General features: G+C 68.4%; 16 protein-coding genes. 5 read left to right on the forward strand and 11 right to left on the reverse strand.

All coding sequences use genetic code 11. The features are described from left to right. Positions 1-103 precede the first annotated feature (103 nt). Positions 104-1,564: a replication factor C large subunit gene (locus DM818_RS10135; RefSeq protein ID WP_153952614.1), complete on the forward strand. Its 1,461-nt coding sequence runs from the start codon at positions 104-106 to the stop codon at positions 1,562-1,564. Here DM818_RS10135 and DM818_RS10140 read toward each other — a convergent pair whose 3' ends face one another. The 5 genes from DM818_RS10140 to DM818_RS10160 form a co-directional block, all read right to left on the reverse strand. Further along, positions 1,565-2,488: an amino acid ABC transporter permease gene (locus tag DM818_RS10140; RefSeq protein ID WP_123124271.1), complete on the reverse strand. Its 924-nt coding sequence runs from the start codon at positions 2,486-2,488 to the stop codon at positions 1,565-1,567. Next, positions 2,485-3,231 carry an amino acid ABC transporter ATP-binding protein gene (locus DM818_RS10145; RefSeq protein ID WP_075936847.1) on the reverse strand — a complete coding sequence of 249 codons (747 nt, stop codon included), beginning with the start codon at positions 3,229-3,231 and terminating at the stop codon, positions 2,485-2,487. Before DM818_RS10145 ends, DM818_RS10140 begins: the two co-directional genes overlap by 4 nt. Beyond that, positions 3,228-3,905, reverse strand: coding sequence for an amino acid ABC transporter permease (locus DM818_RS10150; RefSeq protein ID WP_075936846.1), 678 nt, complete (start codon positions 3,903-3,905; stop codon positions 3,228-3,230). Before DM818_RS10150 ends, DM818_RS10145 begins: the two co-directional genes overlap by 4 nt. Continuing rightward, the gene (locus DM818_RS10155; RefSeq protein ID WP_075936845.1) at positions 3,905-4,690 is read right to left on the reverse strand and encodes a basic amino acid ABC transporter substrate-binding protein; all 786 of its coding nucleotides are present in this window, start codon (positions 4,688-4,690) and stop codon (positions 3,905-3,907) included. Before DM818_RS10155 ends, DM818_RS10150 begins: the two co-directional genes overlap by 1 nt. A gap of 175 nt (positions 4,691-4,865) precedes the next feature. After that, on the reverse strand, positions 4,866-7,112 hold the full coding sequence (locus DM818_RS10160; RefSeq protein WP_075936844.1) for an NADP-dependent malic enzyme: 2,247 nt from the start codon (positions 7,110-7,112) through the stop codon (positions 4,866-4,868). Positions 7,113-7,219: 107 nt separating this feature from the next. On the opposite strand from DM818_RS10160, the gene DM818_RS10165 reads away from it, so the two are divergent. The 3 genes from DM818_RS10165 to DM818_RS10175 all read left to right on the forward strand — a co-directional run bounded on the left by DM818_RS10165 (position 7,220) and on the right by DM818_RS10175 (position 9,319). Continuing rightward, positions 7,220-8,017 carry a COX15/CtaA family protein gene (locus DM818_RS10165; protein WP_123124269.1) on the forward strand — a complete coding sequence of 266 codons (798 nt, stop codon included), beginning with the start codon at positions 7,220-7,222 and terminating at the stop codon, positions 8,015-8,017. Between the two features lie 219 nt (positions 8,018-8,236). Further along, positions 8,237-8,515: a 4a-hydroxytetrahydrobiopterin dehydratase gene (locus DM818_RS10170; RefSeq protein ID WP_075936842.1), complete on the forward strand. Its 279-nt coding sequence runs from the start codon at positions 8,237-8,239 to the stop codon at positions 8,513-8,515. A 153-nt stretch (positions 8,516-8,668) separates the two neighbouring features. Next, the gene (locus DM818_RS10175; RefSeq protein ID WP_075936841.1) at positions 8,669-9,319 is read left to right on the forward strand and encodes an HAD family hydrolase; all 651 of its coding nucleotides are present in this window, start codon (positions 8,669-8,671) and stop codon (positions 9,317-9,319) included. Here the strand turns inward: DM818_RS10175 and DM818_RS10180 are convergent. Genes DM818_RS10180 through DM818_RS10200 form a run of 5 tightly spaced genes read right to left on the reverse strand, consistent with a single transcriptional unit; the run spans position 9,268 to position 14,691 of the window. After that, a complete protein-coding gene (locus tag DM818_RS10180; protein ID WP_075936840.1) occupies positions 9,268-11,139 on the reverse strand; it encodes a molybdopterin biosynthesis protein in 1,872 nt (623 codons plus the stop codon). The two genes, DM818_RS10175 and DM818_RS10180, sit on opposite strands and share 52 nt — an antisense overlap. Beyond that, complete coding sequence (locus tag DM818_RS10185) at positions 11,136-12,296, reverse strand: molybdopterin molybdotransferase MoeA (RefSeq protein WP_123124268.1); 1,161 nt, start codon at positions 12,294-12,296, stop codon at positions 11,136-11,138. Before DM818_RS10185 ends, DM818_RS10180 begins: the two co-directional genes overlap by 4 nt. Before the next feature lie 38 nt (positions 12,297-12,334). Next, positions 12,335-13,165 (reverse strand): TatD family hydrolase, encoded by an 831-nt coding sequence (locus DM818_RS10190; RefSeq protein ID WP_123124267.1) that lies wholly within the window; start codon positions 13,163-13,165, stop codon positions 12,335-12,337. A gap of 38 nt (positions 13,166-13,203) precedes the next feature. Further along, entirely contained in the window at positions 13,204-14,232 is a 1,029-nt protein-coding gene (locus tag DM818_RS10195; RefSeq protein WP_123124266.1) for a sodium:calcium antiporter, read from the reverse strand. Between the two features lie 30 nt (positions 14,233-14,262). Then, positions 14,263-14,691, reverse strand: a complete 429-nt coding sequence (locus DM818_RS10200) for an NYN domain-containing protein (RefSeq protein WP_075936836.1) — start codon at positions 14,689-14,691, stop codon at positions 14,263-14,265. Between the two features lie 82 nt (positions 14,692-14,773). Here DM818_RS10200 and DM818_RS10205 point away from each other — a divergent pair, with 82 nt between their 5' ends. After that, a complete protein-coding gene (locus DM818_RS10205) occupies positions 14,774-14,974 on the forward strand; it encodes a hypothetical protein (protein WP_075936835.1) in 201 nt (66 codons plus the stop codon). A 63-nt stretch (positions 14,975-15,037) separates the two neighbouring features. Here the strand turns inward: DM818_RS10205 and DM818_RS10210 are convergent, their stop codons facing one another. Beyond that, positions 15,038-15,364: a hypothetical protein gene (locus DM818_RS10210; RefSeq protein WP_075936834.1), complete on the reverse strand. Its 327-nt coding sequence runs from the start codon at positions 15,362-15,364 to the stop codon at positions 15,038-15,040. Between the last annotated feature and the right edge of the window lie 89 nt (positions 15,365-15,453).

A 15,453-nucleotide genomic window follows, 5' to 3' on the forward strand; every position in this document is an offset into this window, starting at 1 on the left:
CCCACCCTGTCAAGCCCTGACAACCGAGGGGGGACGGGACCGTCCGAAACGACTACCCACCGGCCCCCGCTACCGTAGACAAGAGCAGTATGCAGGGGCCACTATGACCGACTGGACGGAGAAGTATCGTCCGACGACGCTGTCGGAGGTGCGGGGGAACAACTCCGCGCGCGACGACCTGAAGGAGTGGGCGGAGACGTGGGACGACCACAGGGAGGCGGTCATCATCTACGGCTCGCCCGGCGTCGGGAAGACCAGCGCGGCCCACGCGCTCGCCAACGACATGGGGTGGCCGGTCATCGAACTCAACGCCTCCGACCAGCGCACCGGCGACATCATCGACCGGGTCGCGGGCGAGGCGGCCAAATCGAGCACGCTCACGCAGGCGAAAGAGGGAGAGCCGGGTCGCCGCCTCGTCATCATGGACGAGGCGGACAACATCCACGGGACCTACGACCGCGGGGGGGCCCGCGCCGTCACGAGCATCGTGAAGGAGGCGAGCCAGCCGATGGTGCTCATCGCGAACGACTTCTACGACATGTCGCGGGGACTCCGCAACGCCTGTCAGAGCATCGAGTTCCGCGACGTGTCGGCCCGCTCCATCGTCCCGGTGCTCCGTGACCTCTGCCGGAAGGAAGGTATCGAGTTCGATGAGGACGCCCTCGAACGCATCGCCGAACAGAACAGCGGCGACCTCCGGGGTGCGGTGAAGGACCTCCAGGCCATCGCGGACGGCCGCGACGCCATCGCCATCGAGGACGTGACCAGCGGGGAGCGCGACACGACGAAGGGCATCTTCGAGTTCCTCGATTCCGTCCTCAAGGAAGACGACCCCGAAGACGCCCTGTATCTGACCTACGACGTGGACGAGACGCCCGACGACCTGCTGTTGTGGGCCGAGGACAAGGTGCCGAAGGTGTACGACGCCGGCGAACTCGCTCGCGCGTACGACTACCTGGCGCGTGCCGACCGCTGGCTCGGGCGCGTCCGCGCGACGCAGAACTACGCCTACTGGCGGTACGCGACGGACAACATCGCGGCCGGCGTCGCCGCTGCGCGCGACGAGACCCGCGGCGGGTGGACGCGCTACGGCGGTGCACCCTACCGCTCATCGAAGGACAAGACCCGCGACGAGGTCGCGACCCAAATCGCGCAGGTCGCCGGCGTCTCCACCGCGACCGCCCGCCGCGACATCGTCCCGTTTCTCGCCGTGATGACCCACCACTGCAAGAACCGCGACCTCACGGTCCGGATGGCCGCCCGCTACGAGTTCGGGACGAGCGAGGTGGCCTTCGTCACCGGGTCGGGCGAGCCGACGAACAAGGTGCAGTCGGTCGTCGAGGACGCGGAGGAACTGCGCGGCGAGGCCGCCGAGGAGCACGGCGGCGACGTGTTCATGGAGCGCGTCGAGGAGGCCGCCGCAGAAAGCGAGTCGGCACAGGACGAGAGTGGAAGCGTCGACGCCGTCGACGACGACGTGCTCGCCGAGGACGAGGCGGAGTCGGACGAGGAGCCGACGGAGCCGGACGACGACTCCCAGTCCGGGCTGTCGGACTTCATGTGATTACTCGCCGAGCCCCGGAATCGCGACCCGTCGTTCGACGCGACCCATCAGGGCCGACGCCGAGAGCACGAGCCCGAGATAGATGATACCCGCGAGCACGAGCAGTTCGAAGTAGCGGAAGTTGCCCGAGGCGATGTCCTGCGTTCGCTTGTACAGTTCGGGAACGGTGATGAACGCCGCCAGCGAGGAGTACTTGATGAGGTAGACGAGCTCGTTGCTCCAGCCGGGAATCGCGTATCTGAGTCCCTGCGGCAGGACGATTCGCCGCATGGTCTGGAGCTTCGATAACCCGACCGCGCGCCCGGCGGTGAGCTGGCCGGCCTCGACCGACTGCAGCGCAGACCGGATATACTCCGCCTGGTAGGCGGAGCTGTTGATGGTGAAGCCGATCATGGCGACCAGCGCCGCCTGCGCGGGGACGAACCCCTCGCCGACGAACGGGAGTTCACGCAGGGTCGCCGACAGCGACAGCCCGTAGTAGAGGACGAACAGCTGCGCGAGCAGCGGCGTCCCGCGGATGAGCTCCGTGTAGCCGAGCGCAATCCATCGGGTCACGGAGCCGCCGTAGACGCGGGCGACGGCGAGCGGCACCGCGATGACCAGCCCCGCAGCCATCGCGACAATCGTGAGGATGATGGTGAGCCACGTCCCGGTGACAGCGGCCGGAAGCGCCTCGCCCGCGACCCGGAGAAACGAGAACAGCCCGCCGAGAGGCGTGCCGTCCCACGTCGCCGCGAGCGACCGGAACGTCTCGACGGGCAGCAGCGGCGCGCGCGGGTCCATCCCGAGCAGGTCGGCCCCGACCCACTGGTAGAGCCACCGCAGGGTGAGATACCCCCAGAAGACACCGAACGCGAGCCACCGGACCAGCCCGCCGCCGGTGGCCTCGACGACGCGACCCCGCACCGTCGATGCCGTGCTCATCGGTCGATGCCACCGTGGAGTTCGGTGAGTCGGCGGAGGAACGCGCCCGTCCGCTCGTGGTCCGGCCGCTCGAACAGCCGTTCGGGCGGCCCCTGCTCGACGAGCCGCCCGTCATCGAGGAAGGTGAGCCGCGAGGCGGTCGAGCGGGCGAAGCCCATCTCGTGGGTGACGACGAGCATCGTCATTCCCTCGTCAGCGAGGTCGCGCATCACGGAGACGACCTCGCCGACCAGTTCGGGGTCGAGCGCGCTCGTCGGCTCGTCGAACAGCATAATCTCGGGGTCCATCGCCAGCGCGCGGGCGATGCCGACGCGCTGTTTCTGACCGCCCGACAGCTCCGCGGGGTACGACTCCGCCTGTTCGAGCAGACCGACCCGTTCGAGTTGGTCGCATGCGTCCGCGACGGCCTCATCCTTCGAGAAGCCGCGCACTCGTCGCAAGCCGAGCGTGACGTTCTCCAGGGCCGTGAGGTGGGTGAAGAGATTGAAATCCTGAAACACCATCCCGACCTGCTGGCGGAGCTCGTTCTCGTCGCGGGCGTAGATTGAGGTGCCGTCGAGTCGGATGTCGCCGGTGTCGATATCTGTGAGCCGGTTCACACACCGCAACAGCGTCGACTTTCCGGACCCCGAGGGTCCGATGATGACCTCGACGGCTCCCCGGTCAACGTCGAAGGAGATGCCGTCGAGCACCTCCTCCTCGCCGTACGACTGGTGTACGTCGTCGAACTCCAACAGCGTCACCGGCCCTCACCTCCCGGAATCGCGAACCGTCGCCCGAGCGCGTCGAGCGAGAGGTTCGTCGCCATCGTGAGCACGAAGTACACGGCCGAGATGGCGAGGAAAATCTCGAGAACCGCGGTGTTCCCCTGCTCGGTGAGATAGAGGTTCGTCCCGCGGGTGAGCAGTTCTCCAAGCCCGATGGCGTACGCCACGGAGGTGTCCTTCAGGACGATGGTGAACTCGTTTTGGAAGCCCGGAATCGACCGCCGCAGCGCCTGCGGGACGGTCACCTGCCGGATGGCGTCGAGCTTCGACATCCCGACCGACCGGGCCGCCTCCATCTGGCCGTCGCCGACCGACTGGAGCGCCCCGCGGAAGATCTGTGACTGGTAGGCTGCGCTCCGAATCCCCAGTCCCAGCGCTGCCGCCCAGAAGGCCGCTATCGTGAGCGGGAACAGGAAGTAAAACGCAACGAGGATGATGACGATTGGCGTGCCTCGCACGAGGACGCCGACGCGCTCGACGAGCCTACGGCTGTAACCGGAGCCGTACGTCTCGATGATGCCGGCGGGCAGTCCGAGCAGGAAGCCCAGCACGACGCTCACGGCCGTCAGACAGACCGTGAACACCAGTCCCCAGCCGAGGTACACCCAGTTCGCGGCGATGTACTCCCACGCGCCAGACTGCAGCAGCATTAGCTACCGAACCACTCTGCGGTCAGGTCCTCGTAGGTGCCGTCGTCGCGGACGGTCTGGAGTCCGTCGTTGACGGCCGAGGTGAGGTCGTCGTCGTCCGTCCGCATCCCAAAGCCGTACTGCTCGCCCGTCTCGTAGATGAACGCCACCTCGACGGGCCGCTGGTTGGCGAAGGTGTCGCCCACCGGCTCGTCGATGACGATGGCGTCGATGTTCCCGTTTTCGAGGTCCTCGACCGCGAGCACGTAGTTGTCGTAGCTCGTGTAGTTGGACTCCTCGAGTTCGCCGTTGGCGATGAGCTCATCTTGGATGATGCCCTCACCGGTCGTCCCGGACTGTGCGCCGACCGGGCGACCCGAGAGGTCGCCGAGTTCCGACGGCGAGAAGGAGCCGTCAGAGCGCACGATAACCGACTGGTTCGCCGAGTAGTACGGGTCAGAGAAGTCGATGGTCTCGTCGCGGTCGCCGGTAATCGTCATCGCCGCGGCGATGAAGTCGATGCGGTCGGAGGTGAGCGCCTGGATGAGCGAGCCGAACTCGAACGTCTCCCACTCGGCCAGCTCGTAGCCGTCCATCTCCTCGAAGACAGCCGTCGTGAGGTCGATGTCGAAGCCGACCAGCTCGGAGCCGTCCTGGAACTCGAACGGCTGGAAGCCGGGGGCCGTCCCGGGCGTGACTGTCTCCGTGCTGCCGCCGCCGCTGCTACAGCCGGCGAGTGCAACTGTCGCTGTCGTGCCGACGGTCGCGAGGTACGCGCGCCGGTCCATGCTGAATTCTCGTGACATACCCTATCAGGGTACGGAACAGGCATTTAACGTTTCGCCCGCGGCCAGGCTCCCATCGCCACGAACGTCCGGTCTTTCGGCGCTGGGTCGGTCTCCTGTGTGTCGACGGCCGCCAGGTCGAAGATATCTGCCCACCTCGGGCCGCTTCCCGCTCGGGTTCCTCCCTCGCGGACGCTCACTCCTCCTCTTGGGCATCCACGACCGCCACGCCGGCGAGGTTGACGATGTCTTTCACTTCGTCGCCGCGCTGGAGGACGTGAACCGGCTTGTCCATCCCGACGAGCATCGGGCCGATGGCCTCCGCGCCGCCGAGCCGCTGGAGCAGCTTGTACGCGATGTTGCCGGCCTCCAGGTTCGGGAACACGAGCACGTTCGCCGGCTCGTCGAGGTCGGTGAACTCGTAGGTGTCTTCGAGCATCTCGCTGACGACGGCGGTGTCGGCCTGCATCTCCCCGTCGACCGGGAAGTCGACGCCCGCGTCGGCCCGGAGCGCGTCGGCGGCGTCGCGAATCTTCGCGGTCGCCTCGTTGCGGACGGAGCCGAAGTCGGAGTACGACAGCAGGGCCGCACGCGGCTCGACGTTGAACCGGCGGGCGAGTTCGGCGGTGCGTTTCGTCACTTCCTCGAGCACGGCGGTGTCGGGGTCCTGGTTCACCGTCGTGTCCGCACAGAAGATGACCCGGTCTTTGAACGTGAGCATGTAGACGCCGGCGGCGTACTCGGCGCTGTCCGCCGTGCCGACGACCTGTAACGGTGCGCGAAGCGCCTCGGGGTAGTGGTGCATCAGCCCCGTCAACATCGCGTCTGCGTCGCCCATCTCGACCATCGTGCTGCCGAGGTAGTTGCCGTCCTTGATGAGTTCGCCCGCCTCGCGTCGGGTGATCCCCTTCCGCTGGCGGAGTTCGTGGAGGCGGTCGGCGTACGGCGCGAGGTCGTGGGCGTCGGGGTCGACGATTTCCGGGTCGAACTCCAGGCCGAGGTCGGCCGCGGTGCGGCGAATCTCGTCGGCGTCGCCGATGAGCACCGGCTCGGCGATGCCCTGTTCGAGCAGCTGGTAGGCCGCGCGGATGATTTTCTCGTCGCCGCCCTCGGCGAGCACGACGCGTTTTGGGTCGGCTTTCGCCTTGTTGAGGACGACGCGCATCATCTCGCGACCCTTCCCGAGGCGGGCCTCCAACTGCTCGCTGTAGCTGTCCAAATCGAGGTCCTGTCTGGCCGCGCCCGACTCGATGGCCGCCTCCGCGACGGCGGGGGCGACCTCGAACAGCACGCGCGGGTCGAGCGGTTTCGGAATCACGTAGTTCGGGCCGTAGCGCAGCGGCTCGTCGCCGTACGCCTTCACGACGGCGTCGGGCACGTCCTGTCGGGCCAGCTCCGCAAGCGCTTCCGCGGCGGCGCGTTTCATCGGCTCGTTGATGTCCGTCGCGCGCACGTCGAGCGCGCCGCGGAACAGGAACGGGAAGCCGAGCACGTTGTTCACCTGATTCGGGTAATCCGACCGCCCCGTCGCCATGATGACGGTGTCGTCGCGGGCGTTCTTGGCCTCCTCGTAGCCGATTTCGGGGTCGGGGTTCGCCATCGCGAAGACGGCTGGGTCGGCGGCCATCGACTGCACCATCTCCTCAGAGACGATGCCGCCGACGGAGAGGCCGACGAACACGTCGGCTCCCGCCATCGCGCCGGCGAGGTCCTCGGCGTCGGTCTCGTTGGCGAACTCCTGTTTGTACTCGTTCACGTCGTCGCGGTCGGGCGTAATCGGGCCGGAGGAGTCACACATCACGATGTTCTCCTTGCGTGCGCCCAGCGAGACGTAGAAGCGAGCGGTCGCGATGGCGGACGCGCCGGCACCCGAGAAGACGATGTCCAGCTCGGAGATGTCCTTTCCGGTCACGTCACAGACGTTCAACAGGGCCGCCCCGGAGATGATGGCGGTGCCGTGTTGGTCGTCGTGGAAGACGGGAATGTCCATCCGCTCGCGGAGTTCCTCCTCGATCTCGAAGCAGTCGGGCGCGGAGATGTCTTCGAGGTTGATTCCCCCGAAGGTCGGCTCCATCGCGGCGACGCTCGTGATGATGTCCTGCGGATCCGTCTGGTCGAGTTCGATGTCGAACACGTCGATGTCGGCGAATCGCTTGAACAGGACGCCCTTCCCTTCCATGACGGGCTTGGACGCCTGTGCGCCGATGTCGCCGAGTCCGAGCACGGCACTCCCGTTCGAGACGACGCCGACCATGTTCCCCTTCGCGGTGTAGCGGAAGGCGTCGTCGTTGTTTGCGGCGATGCGGTTACACGGCGCGGCGACGCCCGGCGAGTAGGCGAGCGAGAGGTCCCGCTGCGTGTTCGTCGGCTTCGTCGTCGAAATCTCCACCTTGCCGGGCGGCTCCGACTCGTGGTACTCTAACGCGTCCTCGTCTAATCCCATGGCACTCACCCGCGTTGGGGCCTCAAAAATCCACCCGAAGCGGCATTCGTCAGGCGTCGAATATCGCCGAGCGCGCCGGTTAAGTCTCCGCGGGCCTGACCACTGGTATGCGATTCCGGAGACTCGCCGCGGGGACGGCGGTGCTCGTCGGGGTGACGATGGTGTTGGGAATCTTCACGGCGGCGGCAGGTGCCGGACTCACCTGCCAGATGCGGTGGCCGCTGTGTGACGGTCCGCTGGGCGGGCTGTTCCCGGCCAACTGGCCGAGCTTCATCGAGTGGTTCCACCGACTCGTCGCGGGCGCGACCGGCCTGCCCGTGCTCGCGACGGCCATCCAGTCGTGGCGGACCGACCAGTCCTCGCGCGTCCGCTGCGCCAGCACCGCCGTGCTCGCTATCCTCCCGATACAGGTCGTGCTCGGTGCGCTGACGGTGACACAGTACGGCATCGCCGTGCTATTTGCCCACTTCGCGACGCCGGTGCTCCTGTTTACGCTCTCGACGCTGACGGCCGCGTGGGCCTACGAGCCGCGCGTCTCGGCCGTCACCGGTCGCCGCGCCGCGCTGCTCGCGCTCCCGTTCCTCGCGCTCGCCACCCTGCTCTCGCCGCGGTTCCTCGTCACGTTCACCGCGCCGATTCAGGTGGTGTACAATGGACTACTGCTTGCGGCCCTCGCCGGCCTGCTCGCCGCGGCGGTCTGGATGGACGACGAGCGCGCGACCCAGTTCGCCACGGCCGGCTCGCTGCTCTCGGCTGCGATTCTCATCGTCGGCCGCCGCGCGTACGGCGACGCGGTCGTGTATCTCATCGTCGTCGGACTCGTCGTCGTGTTCGGGTGTACGCTCCTCGCGGCCCGCGTCGGCGACACGAGCAGCGTGAGCCGACGGCTCACGGAAACGAGTTAAGAGAGAACCTCGGCGGAAACTCCGCCGAGATTCGTGGGTGCGTCCCCAGAGCCACGGTGATACCCGTCACCCCCCAGCAACGGGCATCGAAACGGCACCGGCAGGACAGCCATGCGCCGTTTTGTGGCAGTTGAAACAAGCGTCGGGACGGTATTGAGCAGCGTGCCTACGTGCTTAGAGACGCCCAGTATTTATGTGCACACTGGCCGTTCTGTGCGTATGGCAGAGCCGCTCTCTTCCGACGAAATCGACGCACAGCTCCCCGACGAGTGGTCTCGCGAGGGCGACGAAATCGTCCGCCGCTTCGAGTTCGACAGCTATCTCGCCGGCGTCGGCTTCGCCGGCGGTGCCGGCGGGCTCGCGGAGGAGGCGTTCCACCACCCCACCATCACCATCGAGTGGCGCGAGGTGGAGGTGCGGCTGACCACCCACGACGCCGGCGGCATCACCGAGAAGGATATCGACCTCGCGGAGCGACTAACCGAGCTGTACGACTGAGCCTCGAAACCGGCTTATCTCTCGACGCGGTACGTCCGACCGTGCGGCGATGACGATACCGATACCCCCGCTCCGAGCCCCTTGTGACGACGGTGACACCCGAGCCGCACACGCCTGACGCAAGACACTTACTCGCGAGCGCGTAGCTCCTGTATGCTCCGTGCCGACGCCTACGACTACTGGCTCCTCGATTTGGACGGCACGCTCGTCGACGTGGAGGAAGGGTACGTCCACGACGTGTTCGACGCCATCGGCGACCGCCTCGGCCACGACTTCTCACAGGAGCAGGCACAGATTCTCTGGCACGGCCTTGGCGGCTTTCGCAACGACCAGTTGGAGCGGTGGAACGTCGACCCCGACGCCTTCTGGGAGGCGTTCCACGCCGTCGAGGACGGCCAACGCCGCGCGGAACACACCTTTCTTTACTCCGACGCCGAGCACTTCGCCGACCACGACGGCCCGCTCGGACTCATCACCCACTCCCAGCCGAGCCTCGCGAACCCGACGCTCGACCACCTCGACATCCGCGACTGGTTCGACACGGTGCTCTGTTGCTCGGACGATATCGGCTGGAAACCCGACCCTGCGCCCGTCGAGCGCGTGCGCTCCGACCTCAATGTCCAGGCATCGGACGCTGGTGTGCTCGCCGGCGACGGCGCGACCGACATCGGCGCGGCGTGGAACACCGGGCTCGACGGCGTCCACGTCGAACGCCACGGCCACGAGCGCAGAGGGATGTGCGTGCGCGGCGACTACCGCGTCTCCGACTTCGACGAACTGTTCGGCGCGTCGACGCGCTCGTAGCCCGCCAGCCCCTCGAACGAGAGGCTATCGAGCGCGGCTTCGAGCCGCGCTACCGCCGACTTCTCGGTCCGCGTCGGATTCACGACGACGCGCAGCCGCTGCGTTCCCAGCGAGACGACGTCGAGGCCGAGTCGGTCCGCCGTCGCACGCAGTCCGACCCCCACGTCTGCCCGCCCGCCGGCCACCTGCCTGGCCGGCGATTCGATTCCCGGCCCAGTGGTGCCCGCGGGCACGTCGTCGGCCAGCGTCCCGAAGGCTGCGTCCAGACCCGTTCCCGATGCCTGCCGCACGAGTCGCAAGTCGTCGTCGAGACTCTCGATGCCGGTCACGTCCGCGGGATTTCCACTCGGGACGATGAGCCCCCACTCGCGAGTCCACGCGCCGAGGGTCTCCCCCCCGGTGGCGTCGTCGCTCGTGACGAGGAAATCGGGCACGTCGTCAGCCAGCCACGACCGGGCCACCTGCTCGCCGCGGGAGAGATACCGCGGCGGCCGGCCGCGGTCGGGAGACGCCGCATCGAGCAGTCGCGACACACCCGGCCCGCTCGCGCCCATCCCCAACAGCGCCGGCGGGCGCACGTCCGGGGAGAATAGCTCGACGGTGACGGATTCGCCGGCCGCGAGATACTGCGTCTCCGGAGCCATCGCCACGACGCCGTCGGCGTCGGTCAGCGAGGTGGTCGCCCCCGACCCCTTGTCGACGGGGTAGACGAGTTCGTCGCCGTCACCGTCGGTCGTGACGCCGACCGGAACGTACCGGAGCCGTCCCGGCTCGAACCGCTCCTCGACGGCCAGCTCCCCGGTGAGGGTTGCACGCTCCGGCTCCGGGAGGCCGGCGGCCTCGCGTATCGCCGGCGCGACGAACACCCGGAACGTCGTCAGCGCGCTCACCGGATACCCCGGCAGACCGACGTACGCGCCGTCGCCGAGTTCGCCGACGAGCAGCGGCTTGCCAGGCTTGACGGCGACCCCGTGGACGAGCAGTTCCCCCGTCTCCTCGATGACGCGGTACACCACGTCGACCGCGCTCGCGGAGGTCGACCCAGAAGAGAGCACGAGGTCACACTCCGCGCTCGCGCGTTCGAGCAGGTCGGCCATCGCGTCGAAGTCGTCGCCGACGTGCGGGTAGCGTTTCGGCTCGCCGCCGGCCGACGCGACCGCGGCGGCTATCGTCGGCGTGTTCACGTCGTGTATCTGGCCCGCGCCGCTGTCGAGCGACTCACCGACCGGCACCAGTTCGTCACCTGTCGAGATGATGCCGACGGTCGGGCGCGCCCGAACCGGGACCGAATCGACGCCAAGCGCGGCGAGCAGTCCCGTCTCGCGCGCGGTGAGTCGCGTCCCTGCCGGAAGCGCGCGCTCGCCGGCCGCGATGTCCGCCCCGGCGGGCATGATACCCGACCCCGGCGTCAGGGCGGTCTGCACCAGTCGTCCGTCGTCACCCTCGCTCGTCTGCTCGACCATCACGACGGCGTCGGCTCCCGACGGGACGACCGCGCCGGTCGAAATCTGGACGCACTCACCCGCCCCGACGCTCACGTCCGGCTCCTCGCCGGCGTGGACCGTTCCGACGACGGAGAGCGAGACCGGAGTCGTCTCGCTCGCGCCCGCCGTCTCGCTCGCTCGGAGCGCGTAGCCGTCGACGCTCGCGCGGTCGAATCCGGGCACGTCGAGGGGCGCGTCGAGTCGCTCCCCGAGGACGCGCCCGCGGGCCTCGGCAAGCGGGACCGTCTCGGTGCCGGGGTCGATATCCAGCCCGGCGACGGTGTCGTGAAGCTCGTCCGGCGGGGTGAGCGTCCGGAACTGCTTGCGGTCGCTCACAGCTCCCACCGTTCGACGGTCACCGACTCGCCGGCGTCGTACCCCTCGCTCGCCTCGGGGACGGCGACCCAGCCGTCCGCGCTCGCGACGGTCGACCACCTTGTCGCCGCGCCCGTCGCAACCGGGGTCGCCGTCTCGTCGTCGAGCGTCACTCGGGCGAAGGTCCGCTCTCCCGGCACGGACGCCAGCTTTCCGGTCAGTTGTGCCTCAGTCGTCGGTATCGGCGAGAGCGTCCCTCCGCCCGCTTGTTCGAGTGCCGGCCGTACGAGCTGTGTCGCAGCGACGAGACTCCCGACGACCGTTCCGGGAATCGAGACGACGGGCGTCTCCTCGACGACGCCCAGCGTCGTCGCCCGACCGGGAGCCATCGCGACCCCGTGGACGAGCCGTTCGCCGAGGGTATCGACGACGCCGGGGACGACCGACTCGTCGCCCGCCTCCGTACCGCCGACGGTGACGATGACATCGCGCGTCAGGTCGCGCTGGAGCGCCGGCCGAACCGCGTGTGACTCGGGTTCGACGGGGTCGCGCGCCTCCGGGTGGCCGCCCCATCTGGCGACGAGTCCGGCGAGCGTCCGGCCCGTGGCGGTGACGCGCTCGGGTCGCCCGACCGGGACGACGCCGACCGTCGGCTCGACGTAGCAGGCCACGTTCCCGTGGCCGGCGGTCGCGAGCGTCCCGAGAAGCGCCGGAGTCAGCCGCGTCCCCGCGGGAACGAGCGGGTCGCCGGGCTCGATGTCGCTCCCCACGTCGGCGACGTTTTGCCCCTCGGCGACGGGTGTGGTAACCGAAATCTCGCCGCCAGCAGTCTCGACCGCCCCGTTCGGAACGACCGCCGTCGCACCGTCGGGTAGCGGCTCGCCAGCGGAGACCGGCGTCGCCTCGTCCTCGTCCGGCGGACCGGCGCTCTCGCGCAGCCGGACCGGCGTGCGCTCGCCCGCATCGAGAGTCGCGCTCGCGTGGACGGCGACGCCCGCGGCCGTGGTCCGTGGCTCCGGTGGCGCGGGGTCGCTGGCGTGGGCGTCGCGCGCGAGGACGCGCCCGTCGGCCCGAGCGAGCGGGAGCGTCGCCGTCTCCGTCGGCGCGGGGACGATGTCCGTGAGCGCTCGTCGGGCGTCGACGAGCGAGGTGACGCGCTTGATAGCCGAATCGTGCATACGCACACACGGAGTGGCCGGCAGAAAAGTCGCTCGCGCTAGTCGAGCGTCGCCGCGGTGTCGATACCGTAGATCTCCTTCGGCGTCTCGACGTGCGCTTGGTCCATCGCCGCGTCGTAGCCGGCCTCGCGGAGCCACGTGACGCGCCGCGGGACGGTCTTCGGACCGAGCACCGCACCCGGGCGGTCGGGGTCGTCGATGAAGTCGGTCTCCATGAGGAACGGCTCGCCCGATTCGGCCGCGGCTTCGAGTTCGTCCTTCCGGGCGATGACGCTCGCCGTCGCCCCCTCGATTGGTCCCTCGGAGTAGTGCTTGACGACCCGCTCGGCCGGCAATCCGGCATCTGCGGCCCACTCCGCGATGTCGGGGAACGCGTCGCCACCCTCCGTGTGGAGTTGGACCGCACAGTCCTGTTCGGCCCCGACCGCGAACGCGTGGCGCAGTACCTCGTTCGAGGCTTCCCACACCGCGTCGTCCACGTCGTAGTGTGGCCGCCCGGATTTGATAGCGAGCGCTGTGCCGTCGGCGACGTACTCGCCTGCCACGTCCAGCCCGGTCTGCATCAGGTCACGGGCCGCCTCGGGGTCGTAGCCGCGGTCGAGCAACTGCGAGATGAGTCCGGGATGGACGCCGAGCACGGGCCACGCGCAGCCGGGGAGCTTCTCGCTCGCGCGTTCGGTCACCTCGACCGTGAGGTCGAACGTCTCCCGAAAGCCCGCCTCGCCGTCGACCTCGCCGACGAGGTGCCACGACGGCTTGTTGAGCACGAGCAGGTGGGTGCCGCCGGCGTTGACGAAATCGTCCACCGCGGCGGCCCCCTGTCCGTTCACCGGGTCGAGATGGAGGTGGTTGTCGAGAATCGGCTGCATACTGACGCTTCGGGAGCCGTCGCCGAAAGCACTCCGGGTCAGACGCCGACGATGACGCTCGACACGCCGAGCGTCTCGGCGAGTACCCAGCCGACGAAGGCGAGGTAGGCGACGGCGAGCAGAGACGCCTCCCGACCCGTGAGGGTGAGGTCCGTCCGCAAAAGCGTAAAGAGGAGAATCGTCGCGAGCGTCAACACGCCGAACATCGGCGCGGCGACGGCAAACGAAATCGGGGCGCTCCCGGCGATGAGGACGCCCACCGGAATCGCGACGAGCAAGTCGAAGGTGTTCGACCCGAGGACGTTGCCGAGGCTGGTGATGCCGTCGCCGCCCCGGGCGGCCCGCACGCTGACGAGCGCGTCCGGCAGACTCGTCGCGGCGGCCAGAATCGTCACGCCCGCGAGGAACTCCGGAATCCCGAAGCTGGCGTTCAACACCTCGATTGCGCCCACGAGCGACTCCACGCCGAGCAGAATGAATGCCAACCCGAGCGTCAACAGTCCCCAGCTTCGCCACACGTCGACATCGTCGACGCGGTCGGCCTCGTGGTCGCTCACGTCCTGCCACTGGATGAACAGATACAGTCCGTACAGCGCGAGCGGAATCGCGGCCAGCGGGCGGGTGACCTGACCCCCGAGTCGGCTCACCTCGGTCGGATAGTAGATGACGCCGAGCGCGAAGGTGATGACGAGCGCGGAGACGGCAATCATGTAGAACTGGGCCTCCTTGTAGACGATAGTGCGGTCGGCCGAGACCGGGCCGTCGGCGGCGATGCCTGCGAGCGCCGGAATCACGAGGATGTTGAAGATGGCGGAGCCGACGATAGCGCCGACGCCCATCGAGAAGGAGTCGCCGAGCGCGGTGATGACGACGCTCGCCAGCTCCGGAAAGCTGGAGCCGACGGCGACGACGACCGACCCCTGGACGACCGCCGGCAGTCCGTAGTAGGCGGCGAGTTCGTCCGCGGAGTGCTCGAGCCAGCCGCTTCCCAGCCAGATGACGGCCGTCGTGGCGGCGATGACGAGCACGGCGGCCGGTGGCGTCGCCGGCACGAGTCCGAAGAACATACCGGTCGGTCGTCGCTCGCGGAGAAAAGTCTACTCTGTTCTACCGAGTGTCACGTGCGCGTGTGCCGCGTTCGCGAGCGCGTCCGACCGGCCGTGTTCACCCGGCGCGAGCGCGACCGTCCGGAGTCCGTGGCGGTTTGCCACCTCTACGGCCGGCTTGAAATCCGTGTCGCGCGACACCACGACGACGGTGTCGAGTTGGCCGGTCGCGACGAACTCGGTCATGTCGACGGCGAGCTTCACGTCCACGTCGCCGCTGGTGACCGTCACCTCGAAGCCGCGGGCCTCGGCGGCCCGAATCAGCTCCGGGGGTGCGCCCTCGTCCACGTACAGTCGTTTCACCGCGAGCCGACCCTCTGTGTCCGCCGTGTCGCGAATCTCGTCGAGGTCCACGTCGAACTCCTCGCGGAAGACGTTCGGCCCGTCGACGAAGACGCCGACCCGCGCTTGCTCGTCCATACCGTCGGTTCACGCCGAGCGGGAAACCGCTATCGGTGGCCCCCCAGTCTTTTGAAAGTAGACTTCGAACACCATCGACGCGATGACCGACTCCGACACCGAACACGGTAGTGACGTGGTTGAGACGGAGGACGAACAGGACACCGCTGCGGCGGAAGCCGTCCGCGAGGAGGAACGCGCGGACGACCGCCAAGAGCCGGACTCCGACGTCGAACGCCGCGAGGCGGCAGCAGACCAGGAGAATCCGGACGACCACCGCGACGAGTCGCCACACGAGAGCTGACTCGTCGGGTCTGGCGCGCGGTCGACTGCGCGCCCCTTCTCCGCCGGCGAGCCGCGGGTACGACTACTCGCGGGGAGCAGTCGGACGCTGTGACGGCGCTGTGACGGTTCGCTCGTAGGCCGCCTCCGTCCGGTTTGCACGCCACCGTAGCATGCGCTCGACGTTCCGTAGCCGCGGGTCTTCGACCCGACACTCCTCCGCCGGCGGGCAGACGAGCTGGACGAGCGCCGGGTCGTGTTCCGCGAGCGACCCACAGGCGACGCCGACGGCCTCGCCGACCGAACAGCGCGGCCAGAGCCGTCGTTCGTGGGCAAGAGAGAGCCGAACCGCGCAGGGCGGTCCGGACCGCGACGCGCGTATCTGGACGATGACGCGAGAGCTGTTGTCCATTGAGAGGTACGACTGTGTTGTCGAAACGACTACCTGTTGATAAACGTACCGGCATGCTCTCACACCGGTCGCCGGTCGTATCGCGACCG

Source organism: Halosegnis longus (assembly GCF_009663395.1).
GTDB classification, from domain to species: Archaea; Halobacteriota; Halobacteria; order Halobacteriales; family Haloarculaceae; genus Halosegnis; species Halosegnis longus.

Bases quoted from the DNA above. Each gene is read 5' to 3' on its own strand.
- DM818_RS10135 (WP_153952614.1), top strand. From the start codon at position 104: ATGACCGACTGGACGGAGAAGTATCGTCCGACGACGCTGTCGGAGGTG.
- DM818_RS10140 (WP_123124271.1), bottom strand. From the start codon at position 2,488: ATGAGCACGGCATCGACGGTGCGGGGTCGCGTCGTCGAGGCCACCGGC.
- DM818_RS10150 (WP_075936846.1), bottom strand. From the start codon at position 3,905: ATGCTGCTGCAGTCTGGCGCGTGGGAGTACATCGCCGCGAACTGGGTG.
- DM818_RS10155 (WP_075936845.1), bottom strand. From the start codon at position 4,690: ATGTCACGAGAATTCAGCATGGACCGGCGCGCGTACCTCGCGACCGTC.
- DM818_RS10160 (WP_075936844.1), bottom strand. From the start codon at position 7,112: ATGGGATTAGACGAGGACGCGTTAGAGTACCACGAGTCGGAGCCGCCC.
- DM818_RS10165 (WP_123124269.1), top strand. From the start codon at position 7,220: ATGCGATTCCGGAGACTCGCCGCGGGGACGGCGGTGCTCGTCGGGGTG.
- DM818_RS10170 (WP_075936842.1), top strand. From the start codon at position 8,237: ATGGCAGAGCCGCTCTCTTCCGACGAAATCGACGCACAGCTCCCCGAC.
- DM818_RS10175 (WP_075936841.1), top strand. From the start codon at position 8,669: ATGCTCCGTGCCGACGCCTACGACTACTGGCTCCTCGATTTGGACGGC.
- DM818_RS10185 (WP_123124268.1), bottom strand. From the start codon at position 12,296: ATGCACGATTCGGCTATCAAGCGCGTCACCTCGCTCGTCGACGCCCGA.
- DM818_RS10190 (WP_123124267.1), bottom strand. From the start codon at position 13,165: ATGCAGCCGATTCTCGACAACCACCTCCATCTCGACCCGGTGAACGGA.
- DM818_RS10195 (WP_123124266.1), bottom strand. From the start codon at position 14,232: ATGTTCTTCGGACTCGTGCCGGCGACGCCACCGGCCGCCGTGCTCGTC.
- DM818_RS10200 (WP_075936836.1), bottom strand. From the start codon at position 14,691: ATGGACGAGCAAGCGCGGGTCGGCGTCTTCGTCGACGGGCCGAACGTC.
- DM818_RS10205 (WP_075936835.1), top strand. From the start codon at position 14,774: ATGACCGACTCCGACACCGAACACGGTAGTGACGTGGTTGAGACGGAG.
- DM818_RS10210 (WP_075936834.1), bottom strand. From the start codon at position 15,364: ATGGACAACAGCTCTCGCGTCATCGTCCAGATACGCGCGTCGCGGTCC.